Annotated in this window: 14 protein-coding genes; 9 read left to right on the forward strand and 5 right to left on the reverse strand. The window is 72.6% G+C overall.

Annotated elements, in window-relative coordinates; all coding sequences use genetic code 11:
- Nucleotides 1–135: 135 nt before the first annotated feature.
- Together ACFWPS_RS43350 and ACFWPS_RS43355 are read right to left on the reverse strand one after the other, a co-directional pair.
- Nucleotides 136–1416: a maleylpyruvate isomerase N-terminal domain-containing protein gene (locus tag ACFWPS_RS43350; protein ID WP_383716735.1), complete on the reverse strand. Its 1281-nt coding sequence runs from the start codon at nt 1414–1416 to the stop codon at nt 136–138.
- Nucleotides 1413–1994, reverse strand: a complete 582-nt coding sequence (locus ACFWPS_RS43355) for an RNA polymerase sigma factor (protein WP_383716738.1) — start codon at nt 1992–1994, stop codon at nt 1413–1415. The genes ACFWPS_RS43350 and ACFWPS_RS43355 overlap by 4 nt, the downstream gene beginning before the upstream one ends.
- Nucleotides 1995–2384: 390 nt before the next feature.
- Between ACFWPS_RS43355 and ACFWPS_RS43360 the strand changes: the two genes are divergently transcribed.
- Both ACFWPS_RS43360 and ACFWPS_RS43365 read left to right on the forward strand, forming a co-directional pair.
- Complete coding sequence (locus tag ACFWPS_RS43360) at nt 2385–2759, forward strand: STAS domain-containing protein (protein WP_089101928.1); 375 nt, start codon at nt 2385–2387, stop codon at nt 2757–2759.
- Between the two features lie 175 nt (nt 2760–2934).
- Nucleotides 2935–3447 (forward strand): EF-hand domain-containing protein, encoded by a 513-nt coding sequence (locus ACFWPS_RS43365; protein ID WP_383716739.1) that lies wholly within the window; start codon nt 2935–2937, stop codon nt 3445–3447.
- On the opposite strand, the gene ACFWPS_RS43370 is transcribed toward ACFWPS_RS43365, so the two are convergent.
- Nucleotides 3431–4984, reverse strand: a complete 1554-nt coding sequence (locus ACFWPS_RS43370; RefSeq protein ID WP_383716742.1) for a class I adenylate-forming enzyme family protein — start codon at nt 4982–4984, stop codon at nt 3431–3433. The two genes, ACFWPS_RS43365 and ACFWPS_RS43370, sit on opposite strands and share 17 nt — an antisense overlap.
- A 145-nt stretch (nt 4985–5129) precedes the next feature.
- Here ACFWPS_RS43370 and ACFWPS_RS43375 point away from each other — a divergent pair, with 145 nt between their 5' ends.
- The 3 genes from ACFWPS_RS43375 (at nt 5130) to ACFWPS_RS43385 (ending at nt 8169) form a co-directional block, all read left to right on the forward strand.
- Nucleotides 5130–6260, forward strand: a complete 1131-nt coding sequence (locus ACFWPS_RS43375) for an acyl-CoA dehydrogenase family protein (RefSeq protein WP_383716745.1) — start codon at nt 5130–5132, stop codon at nt 6258–6260.
- Nucleotides 6261–6266: 6 nt separating this feature from the next.
- Nucleotides 6267–7139, forward strand: a complete 873-nt coding sequence (locus ACFWPS_RS43380) for an acyl-CoA dehydrogenase family protein (protein ID WP_383716748.1) — start codon at nt 6267–6269, stop codon at nt 7137–7139.
- A gap of 553 nt (nt 7140–7692) precedes the next feature.
- Complete coding sequence (locus ACFWPS_RS43385) at nt 7693–8169, forward strand: ATP-binding protein (protein ID WP_383716835.1); 477 nt, start codon at nt 7693–7695, stop codon at nt 8167–8169.
- Nucleotides 8170–8502: 333 nt separating this feature from the next.
- Here the strand turns inward: ACFWPS_RS43385 and ACFWPS_RS43390 are convergent, their stop codons facing one another.
- Nucleotides 8503–9438 (reverse strand): cyclase family protein, encoded by a 936-nt coding sequence (locus ACFWPS_RS43390; RefSeq protein WP_383716751.1) that lies wholly within the window; start codon nt 9436–9438, stop codon nt 8503–8505.
- An 86-nt stretch (nt 9439–9524) separates the two neighbouring features.
- Here ACFWPS_RS43390 and ACFWPS_RS43395 point away from each other — a divergent pair, with 86 nt between their 5' ends.
- The 4 genes from ACFWPS_RS43395 (at nt 9525) to ACFWPS_RS43410 (ending at nt 14025) form a co-directional block, all read left to right on the forward strand.
- Complete coding sequence (locus ACFWPS_RS43395; RefSeq protein ID WP_383716753.1) at nt 9525–10439, forward strand: SDR family NAD(P)-dependent oxidoreductase; 915 nt, start codon at nt 9525–9527, stop codon at nt 10437–10439.
- A gap of 331 nt (nt 10440–10770) precedes the next feature.
- Nucleotides 10771–11925 carry an acyl-CoA dehydrogenase family protein gene (locus ACFWPS_RS43400; protein ID WP_383716838.1) on the forward strand — a complete coding sequence of 385 codons (1155 nt, stop codon included), beginning with the start codon at nt 10771–10773 and terminating at the stop codon, nt 11923–11925.
- Nucleotides 11925–12974: a Zn-dependent alcohol dehydrogenase gene (locus ACFWPS_RS43405; protein WP_383716757.1), complete on the forward strand. Its 1050-nt coding sequence runs from the start codon at nt 11925–11927 to the stop codon at nt 12972–12974. The genes ACFWPS_RS43400 and ACFWPS_RS43405 overlap by 1 nt, the downstream gene beginning before the upstream one ends.
- Before the next feature lie 139 nt (nt 12975–13113).
- On the forward strand, nt 13114–14025 hold the full coding sequence (locus ACFWPS_RS43410; protein ID WP_383716760.1) for an aminoglycoside phosphotransferase family protein: 912 nt from the start codon (nt 13114–13116) through the stop codon (nt 14023–14025).
- A gap of 146 nt (nt 14026–14171) precedes the next feature.
- Here ACFWPS_RS43410 and ACFWPS_RS43415 read toward each other — a convergent pair whose 3' ends face one another.
- Nucleotides 14172–15200: a GlxA family transcriptional regulator gene (locus tag ACFWPS_RS43415; protein ID WP_383716763.1), complete on the reverse strand. Its 1029-nt coding sequence runs from the start codon at nt 15198–15200 to the stop codon at nt 14172–14174.
- Nucleotides 15201–15258: the final 58 nt, after the last annotated feature.

Below are 15258 nucleotides of genomic sequence, written 5' to 3' on the forward strand. Positions count from 1 at the left end.
GTTCCCCGCGCCCCTGGAAAAGACGGGGCTGCGCCCCGCTTTTGGCTTTTGGGGGCGCGGGGAACTGCGCGAGCAACCACGAACCACCCGCAGTCGCCGTCGCACGGAACCGCCCCGCCCCCTGTGCGAACGTCCCTACATCCGGCTCAGACTCGCCGCCGCGAACAACACGTCCCTGATCGCCGCCCGATCCCCGAGCTGCCCCGCCGCAGCGTCCTCCGGCGGCACATGGCCCGCGGCCAGCCTGCAGAACTCCACGTCGTCCAGCGCCACGTGCGCCACCTCGAACTCCGACGAGCCCACCGCCCCCGGCGAGTCCAGCGGGATCAGCCACTCGCCGCCGCCGCTGCCCTCGATCTCCAGCCGCAGGCTCCGGCCGGGCCGTCCCGCAGGGACCAGGTGGGGCGTCTGGCCGGGCGACGCCAGCCCCGCCCGTCGGCGCTCGGCCAGCGCAGCGGGCAGCATCCGGGCCGCGAGGTCGATCATCCGGTGCAGGTGCCTCGGGGCCGGCGGCCCGTAGGGATAGTCCACGGCCTCCGCGATGTCCTCCGCGTGCACCCAGCACTCGAAGGCACGGTCCAGCATCGCGTCGTGCAACGGCAGTTCGAAGTCGCCGTACGACACCCCGAGGCGCCCGGCGCCGCCGCCGGTGAAGGAGACGGTCTGCACGAGCCGGTGGCTCTGCTCCCGCCAGGGCACCCGCACCGCACGCGTCGGCGGGAAGTGCGAGGCCTGCCAGAAGGCCTCGGTACGGGCGGCCGGGCCCTGTGCGCGGGCCTCTCCGAGAGGGTCCTCCAGGCCCAGCGCGGTCGCCACCAGCCCGTCGACGGTCAGCAGGTGCGCGATCACGCCGGCGACCGTCGTACGGCGGGTCGCCGCCGCCTCGCCGTCGAACCAGCGCAGCCGCACCGGCGCGTGCCACTCCGCGTCGCCGATGTCCTGGAGCAGGGCGTCCAGGCGGGCGGTCTCCGCGTCGTAGGGCGCCGCCCACGCGGGGATCGGGATCCTGGCCGGCCGACGGTCCAGGCAGGCCTCCAGGACCCGGGTGCGCAGGCCGGGATCGAGGTCCAGGCTCTCCGGCTGGTGCAGCAGGCCGACCGCCTCGCGCAGCCGCCGCGCCTCGTCCGCGCAGGCCCCGCAGTCCCCGAGATGGACCTCGACGGCGAGGGCCTCGGCCGTCGAGCACGCGGCCAGTGCCCACGCCCCGAGCAGCGACTTCAGGACGTCGTGCGACAACTCCAGCGGTACGGGAGGCAGGTCGGCCGGCTCGGGCAGCGGCTGCCCGCCGTCCTCGACGGAGGCCCGGGGCAGCGGTATGCGCGGCGACCGGCCGAAGCCGGCGCCGCCGTCGCGCGGCACGTCGCCGTCCCCGGAGCCGCTGCCGTCGTGCGCCTCGGAGAACTCGGCGCCGCTCACGCCCCACCTCCGTATCCGGGCGGCGTCCCGGCGTCGTGCGCGGTGGACAGCAGTTGCAGGCCCAGGCGCAGCCGGCGGCGGGCCTCGTCCTCGGTGACGCCGAGGTCCACCGCGGTCTGCCGGTAGTCGCGGCGCTGGAAGTAGGCGAGCTCCAGGGCGGCGCGCAGCGGTGCCGGCATGGAGTGCACGATGTAGTCCGCGCGGGCGGCGACGGACGCCCGCCGCACCTTGTGCTCCAGTTCCTCCGCGGCCTTTGGGGAGGAACCGTCTCCGGGGGCGAGCGCGGCGGTCTCGGTGGCCCTGAGGCGCTGCACGGCGAGCCGGTGGGCCAGCGCGGCGAGCCACGAGCGCAACGGCCCCTGCCGGGGGTCGTAGGCGTCGGGGTGCTCCCAGACCTGGGCGAAGACCTCGCGGGTTATGCCGTCCGCGGCCCGCTCGTCCCCGAGGACGCGGTGGGCGAGCCCGTGCACCAGCGAGGCGAAGCGGTCGTACAGCTCACCGAGGGCGGCCGCCTCGCCGCGTGCGAGCCGCTGCTGCATCTTGCGGTCCCAGCGGGGCGGTACGTCCTTCTTCGCCATGCGGCCCCCTCCCCGTGTCCGTGTCCAGCGTGTCTCCACCGTCTCCTCGAATGTAGTCGGCACGTCCGGCGACGCACGCCCCTTTGTGGCAATGCGCGCCCCTTGACGGACCGCGGGTGGTAGTAGGAGCTCCGGTACTTCTCCCCGCCCTTCTCCCCTTCCCCCGCCCTTCTCCGCGTGTTCCCCGGCTCTCCCGCTCGTCTACGGCCGAACCTTCTGTTTCTGATCGAACAGGATCGACAGTGACCGAAACAAGACCCTCTCCGATCGATGCTCGTTTGTCATCCGGGGTTTCGGGGAACGGCCGCTGGGCAGCCGCGCGACAAGAAGCGTAGGAACTGGCTCCGTTTCCGGGCGGTTCCGGAGATCCGGCGAGCGGAGGGCTGAGCCGTGGCTTTCAAGGTGACCGGCGTCGAACAGGGCGAGTGGGCGGTGCTCGGGGTGTCGGGCGAACTGGACCTGGTGACCTCGCCGGTGCTGCGCCAGCGGGTGCACGACGTGGTCGCCGAGGGCCACCACAGCCTGGTCCTCGACCTGTCCGACGTCTTCTTCTGCGACTCCAGCGGGGTCGGCGTCCTCATCGCGGCCCGTCGCCTGATCCGCTCCTGCCGGGGTCGGCTGCGGCTGATACTGCCCGCCCAGGGCGCGAGTGACGGATCTCACGTCAACCGGGTTCTCGGCGCCCTCGGCGTACGGCGGCTGTTCGACGTGTACGCCGACATCGACAGCGCGACCGCCGACGAGGAGGACCCGCTGTCCGCGTAGCCGGGGCAGCCGGGCTTCGCGGGCCCATAGCCGACGATCACGACATAGCCACGTTGTTGTCGCGGAATTCCCCCGGTCTTGGCACAACCGTCGTTTTCCCGCTCTCCGGCCGCCGCCGCGTCGTACGCTCCCTGCGAGATGAACCCCCACGTCACGTAAGGCGGCCCGAACAGACATGGTCAGCACCGAGTACGAGCGACGGATCGCCGCCCGGTTCGCAACCTTCGACCAGGACGGCAACGGCTGGATCGACCGCGAGGACTTCAACGCGGCAACCAAGGCGCTGCTCGCCGAGTTCGGCCTCCCCGCCCGCTCCGACAAGGGCCAGGCCCTGTACGCCGGTGCGGAGGCCTTCTGGCAGGGCATGGCCGGCATGGCGGACCGGGACGGCGACCAGCGCATCACCCGCCAGGAGTTCGTGAGCGGCGCGGTCAAGCGGCTGCACGACAACCCCGAGCGGTTCGGCGAGATCGCCCGCCCCTTCCTGCACGCGGCCCTCGCCCTCGCGGACACCGCGGGCACGGGCACGGCGACCGTCGCCGACACCGTGCGCGTGCTGCGCGTCCTCGGGGTCGCCCCGGAGCTCGCGCAGGCGGTCGCGGCGGGCCTGGACACCGACGGCGACGGCAAGGTCGCGGAGGCCGAGATCGTCCCGGCGTTCGCTCGGTACTTCACGATCCCGGAGTAGGGCTCCCCGGAGCCGGAGCCGGAGCCGGAGCCGGAGCCTCGGAGAACCGCTCGCGCAGCTTGTACTTGAGCACCTTGCGCAGCGTCTCGTTGCGCGGAAGCGCGGCCACCACCTCCAGCCGCTCCGGCAGCTTGTGCACCGACAGCCCTTCCGCGCGCAGGTACGACACCACCTCCGGGAGCGTCAACGCGACGGCTCCCGGCGGCTGCTCGACCACCGCGCAGACCAGCTCACCGCGGTCCGCGTCCGGCAGCCCGACCACCGCCGCGTCGGCCACCGCCGGATGCGCGGCGAGCAGATCCTCGATCTCCTTCGCCGAGATGTTCTCCCCCTTGCGGATGATCACGTCCTTGAGCCGCCCGGTGAGGACCAGATGGCCGGTTCCCGTCACCCGGCCCAGGTCGCCGGTGCGCAGGAACCCGTCCTCGTCGAAGGCCGCGGCGGACTGCGCCGGGTCCAGGTACCCCTGGCACACCGCCTCCCCCCGCAACCGCACCTCGCCGCCCTCCGCGATCCGGATCTCCATCCCCTCCGGCGGCCGTCCCTCGGTCGTCGCCAGGTTCTCCACCGTGTCGTCCGGCGCCCCCATCGTGATCATCGGCACCTCGGTCATGCCGTACCCGTGCGTCAGCTGCACCCCCATCTCGCGCACCACCGCGTGGTACACCTCCGGCGGCTTGGGCGCCCCGCCGCCGGCCAGCAGCCGCAGCGAGGGAATGACCGGCACCCCCGGCTGCTTGCGCTGCTCGGCCAGGAACATCGAGTAGAACGCCGTCGACCCGCCCGCCACCGTCACCCCGTGCCTGCGGTACTCCGGCAGTGCGTCCGGCAGCGCGAACTGCTCGAACATCACCGCCGGGAAGCCGTACAGCAGCAGCATCACCGTGTAGTCGGGGCCGGCGATGTGCGCGTACGGGAACGCCATCGAGCCCACGTCGGCCGCCGTGAGCCGCAGCGCGTGCGCGAGACACGATCCGCCCGCGATGAGCGACCGGTCCGTATGCAGAACGCCCTTGGGGTCCGAGGTGGTTCCCGAGGTCCAGTAGATCCACCGGACGGAGGTGCCCTCGGCGGGCGGGGCGGGCAGCACGGCCGGATCGCCGTCGGGCAGCTCGTCGTAGGCCTCGAAGATCCCCTTCGCGCCCAGCCGGCGCGCCATCTCCGCGTGGTCGAAGCCGCGCCACACGCCCGGTACGGCGAAGAACTCGGCCCTGGACTCGCGCAGCGCGAAGCCGACCTCGCGGTCCCGGTAGAAGGGGATGACGGGGGACTGGACGGCGCCGAGCCGGGCCAGCGCGAAGGACAGCACGGCCGTCTCGATCCGGGTGGGCAGCTGCCAGGCGACCACCGTGCCGGGGCGCACCCCCATGCCGTGGAGCCCGGCCGCGACGCGTTCGGCACGCGCGCGCAGCGCGCCGAAGCTCAGGGTGCGGTCGCCCTGGAGGAACACCGGCCGGTCCGGGGTGAGTCCGGCGCGGCGGGCGACCAGCTCCCAGAGCGTGCGGGAGGTGCTCAGCTCGTGTGCGGTGGCGTTCATGGCGTCCTCCTGCCCAGCGGAACCACGGAACTGACGAGTCGTCAGATCGTAGGTCCTGGCGCCTTGTCGGTCCAGGGGTGCGGGGCTAGCCTGCGATGGCTGACGATGTCTGACGAACCATCAGCTCCGTGGGGGGTGTCTGCCGGTGGACCTGTCGTACACGCCCGAGGAGGAGGACTTCCGGGCGCGGCTGCGGGAGTGGCTCGCCAAGGCGCTGCCCGGCCTTCCGCCGAAGCCGAAGCCCGAGGACTGGCCGGGCCGCCGTGCCTACGACCTCGGCTGGCAGCGCACGCTGTACGACGCCGGGTACGCCGACGTCCACTGGGACGCGTCCCCGACCACCCGGCTGATCTTCCTTGAGGAGACCGAGAAGGCCGGCGCGCCCTATGTGGGCGCCAACTTCGTCGGCCTGCTGCACGCGGGCCCCACCATCGCCGCCGAGGGCAGCGAGGCACAGCGGACCCGCTGGCTGGCGCCGATCCTGCGCGGCGACGAGGTGTGGTGCCAGGGCTTCAGCGAACCGGACGCCGGCTCGGACCTGGCCGCGCTGCGCACGCGCGCGTGGCGTGACGGCGACGACTACGTGGTGAGCGGGTCCAAGATCTGGACCTCGCACGCGGAGGTCGCCGACTGGTGCGAACTGCTGGTGCGGACGGACCCCGAGGCGCCCAGGCACCGGGGCATCAGCTGGCTGGCCATGCCCATGGACGCCCCGGGCATCACCGTACGGCCGCTGCGCACGCTCGCCGGGTCCCACGAGTTCGCCGAGGTGTTCCTCGACGAGGTACGGGTGCCGGTGGCCAACCGGGTGGGCGCCGAGAACGACGGCTGGCGCGTCACCATGGTGACCCTCTCCTTCGAACGCGGTACCGCCTTCGTCGGCGAGGTCGTCGCCTGCCGCCGGGTGCTCGGCGACCTCGCGCGCGTGGCGTGCGAGAACGGCACCTGGGACGATCCGGAACTGCGCCGCCGCCTCGGCCGCCTGAACGCCGAGTTCCGGGCGCTGTGGCGGCTCACCCAGTGGAACGTCAGCGAGGCGGAGGGCCGGGGCGTGCCCGGTGTCGGGGGCTCGGTCTTCAAGCTGCGGTACTCGCACGCGCGCCAGGAGCTGTACGACGCGGCGGCCGCCGTGCTCGGCCCCGACGCCCTCGACCTGGACCGGCCGTGGGTCCTCGACCGGCTCTCCTCGCTCTCGTACACCATCGCGGCCGGGACCTCGCAGATCCAGCGGAACATCGTGGCCGAGCGGATCCTCGGGCTGCCGAAGGGGCGGTGAGCGGACGTGCGCTTTCGACTGACCCGTGACCAGGAGGCGTTGCGGGCGGGCATGCGGGAGCTGCTCGGGCGCCGGTTCGACGGCGCGGTGCTGCGGGCGGCCGCCGGTGCGCCGGGCCGGCTCGACCGGGGCCTGTGGCGGGAGCTGGGAGCCGCCGGGTTCTTCGCGCTGCGGCTGCCCGAGGCCGACGGCGGTGTCGGACTCGGCCTGCCCGAGGCCGTGTTGGTGTTCGAGGAGGCTGGGCGGGCGCTGCTGCCCGGCCCGCTGGTGGCCACCCACCTCGCGGCGGCCGACGTGCCCGGCGCGGCCACCGGGGAGGCCGTGGTGGCCCGTGTGGACGGCGGCCTGGTGGAGTGGCTGGCCGAGGCCGACGAGGTGACGGGGGACGCCTCCGGGGCCGTACCGGTGCGCTCGGTGGACCCGTTGACGCCCCTGCACCGGGTCCCGGGGCCGGTCTCCGGGCCGCCCGACCCGGTCGCCGTGCTCCTCACCGCCGCCGAGCAGCTCGGCACGGCCACGCGCGCGTGCGAGCTGGCCGTGCAACACGCACGCACGCGCGTGCAGTTCGGGCAGCCGATCGGGGGGTTCCAGGCCGTCAAGCATCTGTGCGCCGACATGCTGGTGCGTGCGGAGACCGCGCGGGCGGCCGTCTACGCGGCCGCCGTGACCTCCGCCCCCGCGGACATTGCGGCGGCCCGGCTGCTCGCCGACGAGGCCGCCGTGCGCGGCGCCCGGGACTGCCTCCAGGTGCACGGCGGGATGGGCTTCACCTGGGAGTCGGAGGTGCATCTGCATCTGAAACGGACATGGGTGCGGACACAGCGTGGTGGTGCGAATACGGAGAGTGAGGAAATGCTCGCCGCGGAGCTGCTCGGCTGAGCGTTCGAAACGGCTCTGGCCTGCGGAATCATGGATTCGGCCGGTCAGGATGTCGCGGATTGTGGCATACCGGAATCACGGAGCGTTGATACCGGGTTGTGTCCAACGCGTGACTCGTCACGGCCTGGAGTCGACCGTCCCCTCGGGTACCTTCTGTGGGATGCGAGTGGTTCCGAGGACGAGCCATGCCGGCGGAGCCGTCGAAGCGGCCCCGCCACTCATGGTGCGCACCGCCGCTCGCAGGGCGGTAAGGGCTTGTGCCCCCGCTTGTTCGACTCCCCGCCGCGAGCGTCGCACAGTATGCCGGAGGCGTACTCCTTCGCGCTGGAATATGCCCGAAGCGCTTGTTGGGGTGACTGTACGTCAACCATGCTGTCTCGTAAGGGAATCACGTTCCGTGACCCTTGCTCTGGCCGTTGTTCTGGCCATGCAGAAAATGGCTACGATCGTGGCCCTCGTCGTCCTTTTCGTCGCGGCCCTCGTCGTGGCGTTGGCTCGGCGCGGGTTCATGTGTCCGCCGGTTCGGATGGTGTGAGCGGTGCAGGTGCTTCAAGTGCAGCTGGAGATCCGGCCCGACCCCGCGGAGGTGGGGCGGGCCAGAAGGTGGGCCCGCTCGCGCCTCGCCGGGTCCGGTATAGCGGCGGACGAGCCGTTGGCCGAGACGCTGATCCTGCTCGTCTCCGAGCTGGTCACCAATGCCGTGGTGCACACGGGCTGTCCGGCCGTGCTGCGGCTCCTGCTGCCGGGCGTGGACCGCAGGGGCGCCGACGAGTCGGTCACCGTCCGCCTGGAGGTCGCCGACGCCAGCGACCGCGCGCCCGTGCCGCGGTGTGCCGACGGCGATGCGACCGGCGGCCGCGGACTCGCCCTCGTCGACGGGCTCGCCGACCGCTGGGGCTGGAGCCCCGAAGGTGCCGGCAAGCGCATCTGGTGCGAACTCGACCGGTGTTCGCAGCCCCAGCAGGGCGCGGCGGTGGCGTACGGGGGCGGGCTGGCCTCGTACGAAGGGCTGGCCTTCGAAGCGGTGTGATCCCGGTGTGCGGCCATGCGCCGGGGGTTGCATCCGTGCGCGCCCATGGTGAACCGGGGCATAAGTCGTAAAACCCCGCGCGGGTGTTGACGCCTTGTGACCGTTTGCTCACGCTTGAGGTCTGCGATTCGCAGCGAGGGGACGGCGAGGGTCCTGGGTGACGGACGCCCTCGTCGAGTGTGGGTCGAGTCGGACGGCGGCGCGCGGGACCGGGCTCGGGGCGGGCCGGTGCGCGTGGTCGTCCGGATGCAGGGGGAACAGGGGGAATGGGGGAGGGCCGGTGTCACGCCCCCTCGGGTGTGACACCGGCTTCCGGCAGGGCGGCCGTGGTGCTCAGAGGACGGCCACGGGGGCGACCGGAGTGCCCGTCGCCCCGACGAACGGCTCGGGCATCGCCGACAGCAGGAACGCGTACCGGCCGGTTTCTCCACAGGCTGTGGACAACTCTTCGAGATTCCAGTTCTGGCCCTGCAGCATCCCCATCTCGACCAGGTCCAGGGCGTGCACGGGCAGCCACAGGTCCTCGATCTCGGGCGGGAAGATCTCGAACGTGAGGGTATCGTTGGCGACCGCGGCCACATCGCGCGCGTGGAACCACTCCGGGGTGTGCACCGAAAGACCCGGCGACGGATAGCCGTACCCGTGCTTGTCCCCCGCGAGGTACACCTGCACCTGCCCGGTCCGTACGAGGACGATGTCACCGCTCCGGACGGCCGTCCCGGCGAACTCCTCGGCCGCGTCCAGGTCTTCCGGGGTGACCGCGTGCCCGCCCGCCAGCCGGTCCACGCCCCGCGCCCGCGCCACGTCCAGCAGCACCCCGCGCGAGACGATGTGCCGCGCCTTGTCGATCCCGCCGAACTCGGCGCCGCCGTGCGCGGTGACGGTGTGCGCCGGGCGGCCGTTGTAGAGCCTCCCCGAGTGCGAGACATGGGTGAGCGCGTCCCAGTGGGTGCCGGCCTGCAGCCCCATGGTCACGGCGTCGTCGCTGCACGCCACGGTCCCCGGGCCGAAGAGCTCCTGGTTGATCTGCACCATGGTGTGCAGGGGGTTGACCCGCCCCGGGATCATCCCGGTCTGCACGCCGTCCTCCCGGAGCGGGAGGGCGAGCGGGACGCGGCGCCCGGTCCGGACCGTCGCCGCCGCCTCCCGCACCACCTCGTCGGTGACCAGGTTCAGCGTGCCGATCTCGTCGTCGGCGCCCCAGCGCCCCCAGTTGTTGACGCGCTTGGCGATGTCATGGAACGCGGGATGAAGCGCCGGCAGTGACATCTGGGTCCTCCCCAGGCCTTGTGTCCGCACATCTGACGGGTCATAAAATCTAACGGTCCGTCAGAAACCGCGGGAAGGGGCCGGGCGTGGGGAACTTCTTGGCAGGCAAGGTCGTCGCCGTGACGGGTGCGGGGCGCGGTATCGGACGGGCGGTGGCGCTGGCGGCGGCGGCCGACGGGGCGAAGGTCGTCGTCAACGACTACGGCGTCGCGGTCGACGGCGGATCGCCCACGAGTGAGGTCGCCGAGTCCGTGGTCAAGGAGATCGAGGCGGCGGGCGGGGACGCGGTCGCGGTCGCCGACGACATCTCCACGATGGCGGGCGGGCAACGGCTCGTGGACACGGCGCTGTCCTCGTACGGCCGGCTCGACGGGGTCGTGTGCGTGGCGGGGATCCTGCGTGAGCGGATGCTGTTCAACATGACCGAGGAGGAGTGGGACCCGGTGGTCGCCACCCACCTCAAGGGCACGTTCACGGTGTTCCGCGCGGCGTCGGCGGTGATGCGTGCTCAGCGCGCCGGCACCCTCATCGGCTTCACCAGCGGCAACCACCAGGGCTCGGTCTCGCAGGCCAACTACAGCGCGGCCAAGGGCGGGATCATCTCGCTGGTGCGGAGCGCTGCGCTGGGCCTCAACAAGTACGGGGTGACCGCGAACGCGGTGGCGCCGGTGGCCCGGACCCGGATGTCGGCGGGCGTGCCGACGGAACTGACGGAGATCGGCGAGCCGGAGGACGTGGCGGCGTTCGTCGTCTACCTGCTGTCGGACGCGGCGCGGGACGCGGGGGTCACCGGGCAGGTCTACACGGTGGCCGGGCCGAAGATCGCGGTGTGGGCCCAGCCTATGGAGCTGCGGGCCGCGTACGCCGAAGGGGGTTCCTGGACGCCGGAGCGGATCGCGGAGGCGCTGCCGGGGGGCGTGGGGACGGATCCGATGCCGATGCTGGCGCGGCTGGCGGCGATGGAAGCCGCTGCGCGGGGCGGAAGCCGGCCGAACGCCTGAGGGGGGTGGGCCGTGTGCGTTCCGGCGGCTGCAGATGGGCGAGGACCGGGCGCCTGCCCGCCGTGGCGGGGGCGGGTGGTGGGCGACTGCGGCACCGTCGTGGCTGGTCGCGCAGTTCCCCGCGCCCCTGGGGGTTTCGGTCCCCGGGGTTCAGAAGTTCGGCTTCCCGAAGAGCAGTTCACTCGCTGCCGTTCCCACCCTGTCCTCCTGTTCTCCCCACCCACTCCCTGTCGGCCCCTCTTTTCTCTCCGCCGCGATGGTGATCAGCCGCCACGGCGGTGACCGGCGGTTTTCGTACGGTCCTAACCCCGACGCATCTCTGGAGGTCACCGTGGAGTTCGGCTTTGCGCCGGAGGATGGAGAGTTTCGTCGGGAAGTCCGGGGGTGGCTCGACGCGCACGTCACAGCCGATGTGGACCGGCGCGGTTGGGAGCGGGCGCTCGGGGCCGCCGGGTGGATCGGGATCGGGTGGGCGGAGGGCGGGTACGGGAATCGGACCGCCACGCTCACTCAGCAGGTTGCGTGGGCCGAGGAGTATGCGCGGTCGGCCGCGCCGCCGCGGTCCGGGCACATCGGGGAGAATCTGCTTGCCCCGACACTCATCGCGCATGGCAGCGCAGAGCAGAAGGCGCGTTTTCTGCCGGCCGTCGCCGCCGGGGAAGAGCTCTGGTGCCAGGGGTACAGCGAGCCCGGCGCCGGGTCCGATCTGGCCGGCGTGCGGACCGTGGCGGCAAGGGAGGGGGACGGATATCGCATCTCCGGGCAGAAGATCTGGACGTCGCTCGCCCACGAGGCCGACTGGTGTTTCGTGCTGGCGCGGACCGAGGCGGGCTCGCGGCGCCACCACGGGCTGAGCTTCCTGCTCGTGCCGATGGACCAGCCGGGCCGTATCGAGGTCCGCCCCATCCGGCAGATGACGGGCACCAGCGAATTCAACGAGGTCTTCTTCGACGGGGCGCACGCGCGCGTGGAGCACGTCGTCGGCGGCGAGGGCAACGGCTGGCGCGTCGCGATGAGCCTGCTCGGGTTCGAGCGCGGGGTGTCCACGCTCGCCCAGCAGATCGGGTTCGCGGAGGAGTTGGGGCGGGTGGTGCGAGATGCCGTACAGAGTGGGGCCGTTGACGATCCCGTCGTACGGGAGCGGTTGGTTCGGCAGTGGGCCGAGTTGCGGGTGATGCGGTGGAACGCCCTGCGGACACTGGGGAATTCGGCTGCGGAGCCCGGCGCGCCCAGTGTGGCCAAGCTGCTGTGGGGCGGCTGGCACCAGCGGCTCGGAGAGCTCGCCGTACTGGTGCGGGGCGCGGCCGCGAGCGTCGGCCCGGCCGGCTGGTCGGCCGCCGCGCCCTACGAACTGGACGCCGCCCAGCACCTGTTCCTCTTCTCCCGGGCCGACACCATCTACGGCGGCTCGGACCAGGTCCAGCGCACGATCATCGCCGAGCGGGTGCTCGGTCTGCCGAGGGAACCGAAGGGGGTCGAGTCGTGATGCGTGGGGTCGTGTTCGACGGGAAACAGGTGCAGGTCGTCGATGACCTGGACGTACGGGAGCCGGGGCCGGGGGAGGTGCTGGTCGCGGTGTCGGCGGCCGGGCTGTGTCACAGCGATCTGTCCGTGGTGGACGGGACCATACCCTTCCCTGTTCCCGTGGTGCTCGGGCATGAGGGTGCGGGTGTGGTGGAGGCGGTCGGTGTGGGCGTCAGCCATGTGGCGCCAGGGGACCATGTGGCCCTGTCCACGCTCGCCAACTGCGGTGCCTGCGCCGACTGCGACCGGGGCCGGCCGACCATGTGCCGCAAGGCCATAGGCCGGCCGCAGAAGCCGTTCACGCGCGGCGGGCAGGCCGTGTACCAGTTCGCGTGCAACTCGGCCTTCGCGGAACGGACTGTCGTCAAGGCCGTGCAGGCGGTACGGATTCCGAAGGACATCCCCCTGACGTCGGCCGCCCTCATCGGGTGCGGGGTGCTGACCGGTGTGGGCGCGGTGCTGAACCGCGCCCGCGTCGACCGCGGCGACACCGTGGTGGTCATCGGCACCGGCGGGATCGGTCTCAACGTCATCCAGGGCGCGCGGATCGCGGGCGCGCTGCGGATCGTGGCCGTGGACGCCAACCCGGCCAAGGAGGAGGTGGCCCGGCAGTTCGGCGCGACGGACTTCCTGACCTCGACGGACGGCGTGAAGGACCTGCTGCCGACCGGGGTGGACCACGCCTTCGAGTGCGTCGGCCGGGTCGAACTGGTCCGGCAGGCTGTCGACCTCCTCGACCGGCACGGCCAGGCCGTCCTCCTCGGCATGCCCGCCGCCACCGCCGAGGCGTCCTTCGTCGTCGCCTCCATGTTCCTCGACAAGTCCATCCTGGGGTGCCGGTACGGCTCCTCGCGGCCGCAGCACGACATCGCGCTCTACGCCGGGCTGTACCGCCAGGGAAGCCTGCTGCTGGACGAGTTGGTGACCGAGACGTACCCGGTGGAGGACTTCGAGAAGGCCCGTGCCGACGCGGAGGCGGGGCGGGTGGCGCGGGGGGTGCTCACCTTCTGACGAGCGCGTGCCGGGGAGGAGCCCCGGTCGTCGGGGACATCGGCTCCGGCTCCGGCTTCGGCTTCGGCTTCGGCTCCGGCTTCGGCTTCGTGGAAAGGCGTTTGACGCTCGCCGGGGTCCGGCGGTCGGATGGCGTGTCATGACCACAGGGCAGATGCATCCCGGCACGCACCCCATCGACGACGACCTGGTAAGGCGCCTGATCGCCGGACAGTTCCCGCAGTGGGCGGGGCTGGCGGTGAGGCGGTTCCCGTCCGGCGGCACGGTCAACGCCATGTACCGGCTGGGCGACGACCTGGCCGTACGGCTGCCGCTGGTGCAGGGCGGGGTCGACGACGTGTCGACGGAGCGTACGTGGCTGCCGCGGCTTGCGCCCCACCTGCCCGTGCCCGTCCCCGAGGTGCTCGGGGGCGGGCGGCCCGCCGAGGGCTATCCGTGGCCGTGGTCGGTGTACCGGTGGCTGGCCGGGGAGAATCCCGAGGCAGGAGCCCTGAGCGAGCCGGTGCTGCTGGCCGAGGGCCTGGCCGCGTTCGTGGCGGCGATGCGCGGCATCACTCTGCCGGGGGCGCCGCAGGCTCATCGCGGCGGGCCGGTCGCCTCGCTCGACGCGGAGACCCGGGCCGCGATCGAGGAACTGCGCGGGATCCCCCAGGAGGGCGTCGACTGCGATGCCGCAACCGCGGTGTGGGAGACGGCACTTCGGGCCCCGGACTGGGACGGGCCGCCGGTGTGGCTGCACGCCGATCTCATGCCGGGCAACCTGCTGGTGGACGGCGGCCGGCTGACCTCGGTGATCGACTTCGGGTGCCTGGGGGTGGGCGATCCGGCGTGCGATCTGTTTCCGGCGTGGAATCTGCTGCCCGCCGATGCGAGGGAGGTCTTCCGCGAGGCGCTGGGCGTGGACGACGCGACCTGGATCCGCGGCCGTGGACGGACGCTCTCGCAGGCGCTGATCGCACTCCCGTACTACCGGACGACGAACCCGGCGATGGCACACAACGCCCGGCACGTGATCCGGACGGTGCTGGAAGAGGGCCGTGACCTGCCGTGACGCCGCGCCCAGGCAGGTCCTGGTCCGGCGCCGTCCACGGCCGTCCACAGCTGGTCACGGCTGTCCACGGGCGCCCCGGCCGGGCCGGGGTGACCCCGGCGCGTGGCGTGATCGGCCGGTGGAGCGAGGTGCGGCGGGTCAGGAGGTCAGCGCGGGGCGCCGACAGTGCCGGGGCTGTCGCCGGCGCTCGCCCCGGCCCGGAAGGTACGGCGATAGGCGGTCGGGGTGACGCCGAGGGCTGTCTGCAGGTGCTGGCGCATCGACTGGGCGGTGCCGAAGCCGGCGTCCCGGGCCACCTGGTCGACGGAGAGGTCGGTGGACTCCAGGAGGTGGCGGGCGCGTTCGACGCGCTGCTGGGTGAGCCACTGGCCGGGGCTGATGCCGGTCTCCTCGCGGAAGCGGCGCGTGAAGGTCCGTACCGACATGGTCTCCTGCTCGGCCATGTCGCGCAGCTGGACGGGCTCGTGGAGGCGGCCGAGGGCCCAGGCGCGGGCGGCGGTGGTCGTGGCCACCTGCGGGTCGGGGACCGGACGGTGGATGTACTGGGCCTGGCCGCCGTCCCGGTGCGGGGGGACGACGGTACGGCGGGCCACGTCGTTGGCGACGGCCGTGCCGTGGTCGCGGCGGACCATGTGCAGGCACAGGTCGATGCCGGCGGCCACCCCCGCCGAGGTCAGCACGTCACCGTCGTCGATGAACAGGACGTCCGCGTCCACCTCGATCTGTGGGAACAGCCGCTGGAGGTGGTCGGCCTCGGCCCAGTGCGTGGTCGCCGGGCGGCCGTTCAGGTAGCCGGCGGCGGCGAGGACGTAGACGCCCGTGCAGATGGAGGCGAGCCGGGTGCCGGGGCGGATGTGGGCGAGGGCGGCGGCCAGTTCGGGGGTGAGGACGCCCTGCTCGAAGACCGGGCCCAGCTCGTACGACGCCGGGATGATCACGGTGTCGGCGGTGGCCAGCGTCTCCGGGCCGTTGGGCACCTGGATCGCGAAGTCGGCGTCGGTCTCGACCGGGCCGGGCGGGCGGACCGAGCAGGTCACGACCTCGTAGAGATGGCGGCCCCGGGCGTCCTTGGGGCGGCCGAAGATGCGGTGCGGGATGCCCAGCTCGAAGGGGAGCAGGCCGTCCAGGGCGAGGACGACGACGCGGTGCGGGTGGAAGCCGGGGTCACTGCTCATGGCCCGATCCTAGCGAATACTGTCCTCCAGGCCACTCGATGGAGCGAGGCCGTTGGCC

The sequence above is a fragment of the Streptomyces sp. NPDC058457 genome (assembly GCF_042720695.1).
Lineage (GTDB): Bacteria > Actinomycetota > Actinomycetes > Streptomycetales > Streptomycetaceae > Streptomyces.

What these genes read in the sequence shown, in the direction of transcription:
- ACFWPS_RS43390 (WP_383716751.1), bottom strand. Translation starts at nt 9,438, where the DNA reads ATGTCACTGCCGGCGCTTCATCCCGCGTTCCATGACATCGCCAAGCGC.
- ACFWPS_RS43365 (WP_383716739.1), top strand. Translation starts at nt 2,935, where the DNA reads ATGGTCAGCACCGAGTACGAGCGACGGATCGCCGCCCGGTTCGCAACC.
- ACFWPS_RS43410 (WP_383716760.1), top strand. Translation starts at nt 13,114, where the DNA reads ATGACCACAGGGCAGATGCATCCCGGCACGCACCCCATCGACGACGAC.
- ACFWPS_RS43405 (WP_383716757.1), top strand. Translation starts at nt 11,925, where the DNA reads ATGCGTGGGGTCGTGTTCGACGGGAAACAGGTGCAGGTCGTCGATGAC.
- ACFWPS_RS43355 (WP_383716738.1), bottom strand. Translation starts at nt 1,994, where the DNA reads ATGGCGAAGAAGGACGTACCGCCCCGCTGGGACCGCAAGATGCAGCAG.
- ACFWPS_RS43370 (WP_383716742.1), bottom strand. Translation starts at nt 4,984, where the DNA reads ATGAACGCCACCGCACACGAGCTGAGCACCTCCCGCACGCTCTGGGAG.
- ACFWPS_RS43415 (WP_383716763.1), bottom strand. Translation starts at nt 15,200, where the DNA reads ATGAGCAGTGACCCCGGCTTCCACCCGCACCGCGTCGTCGTCCTCGCC.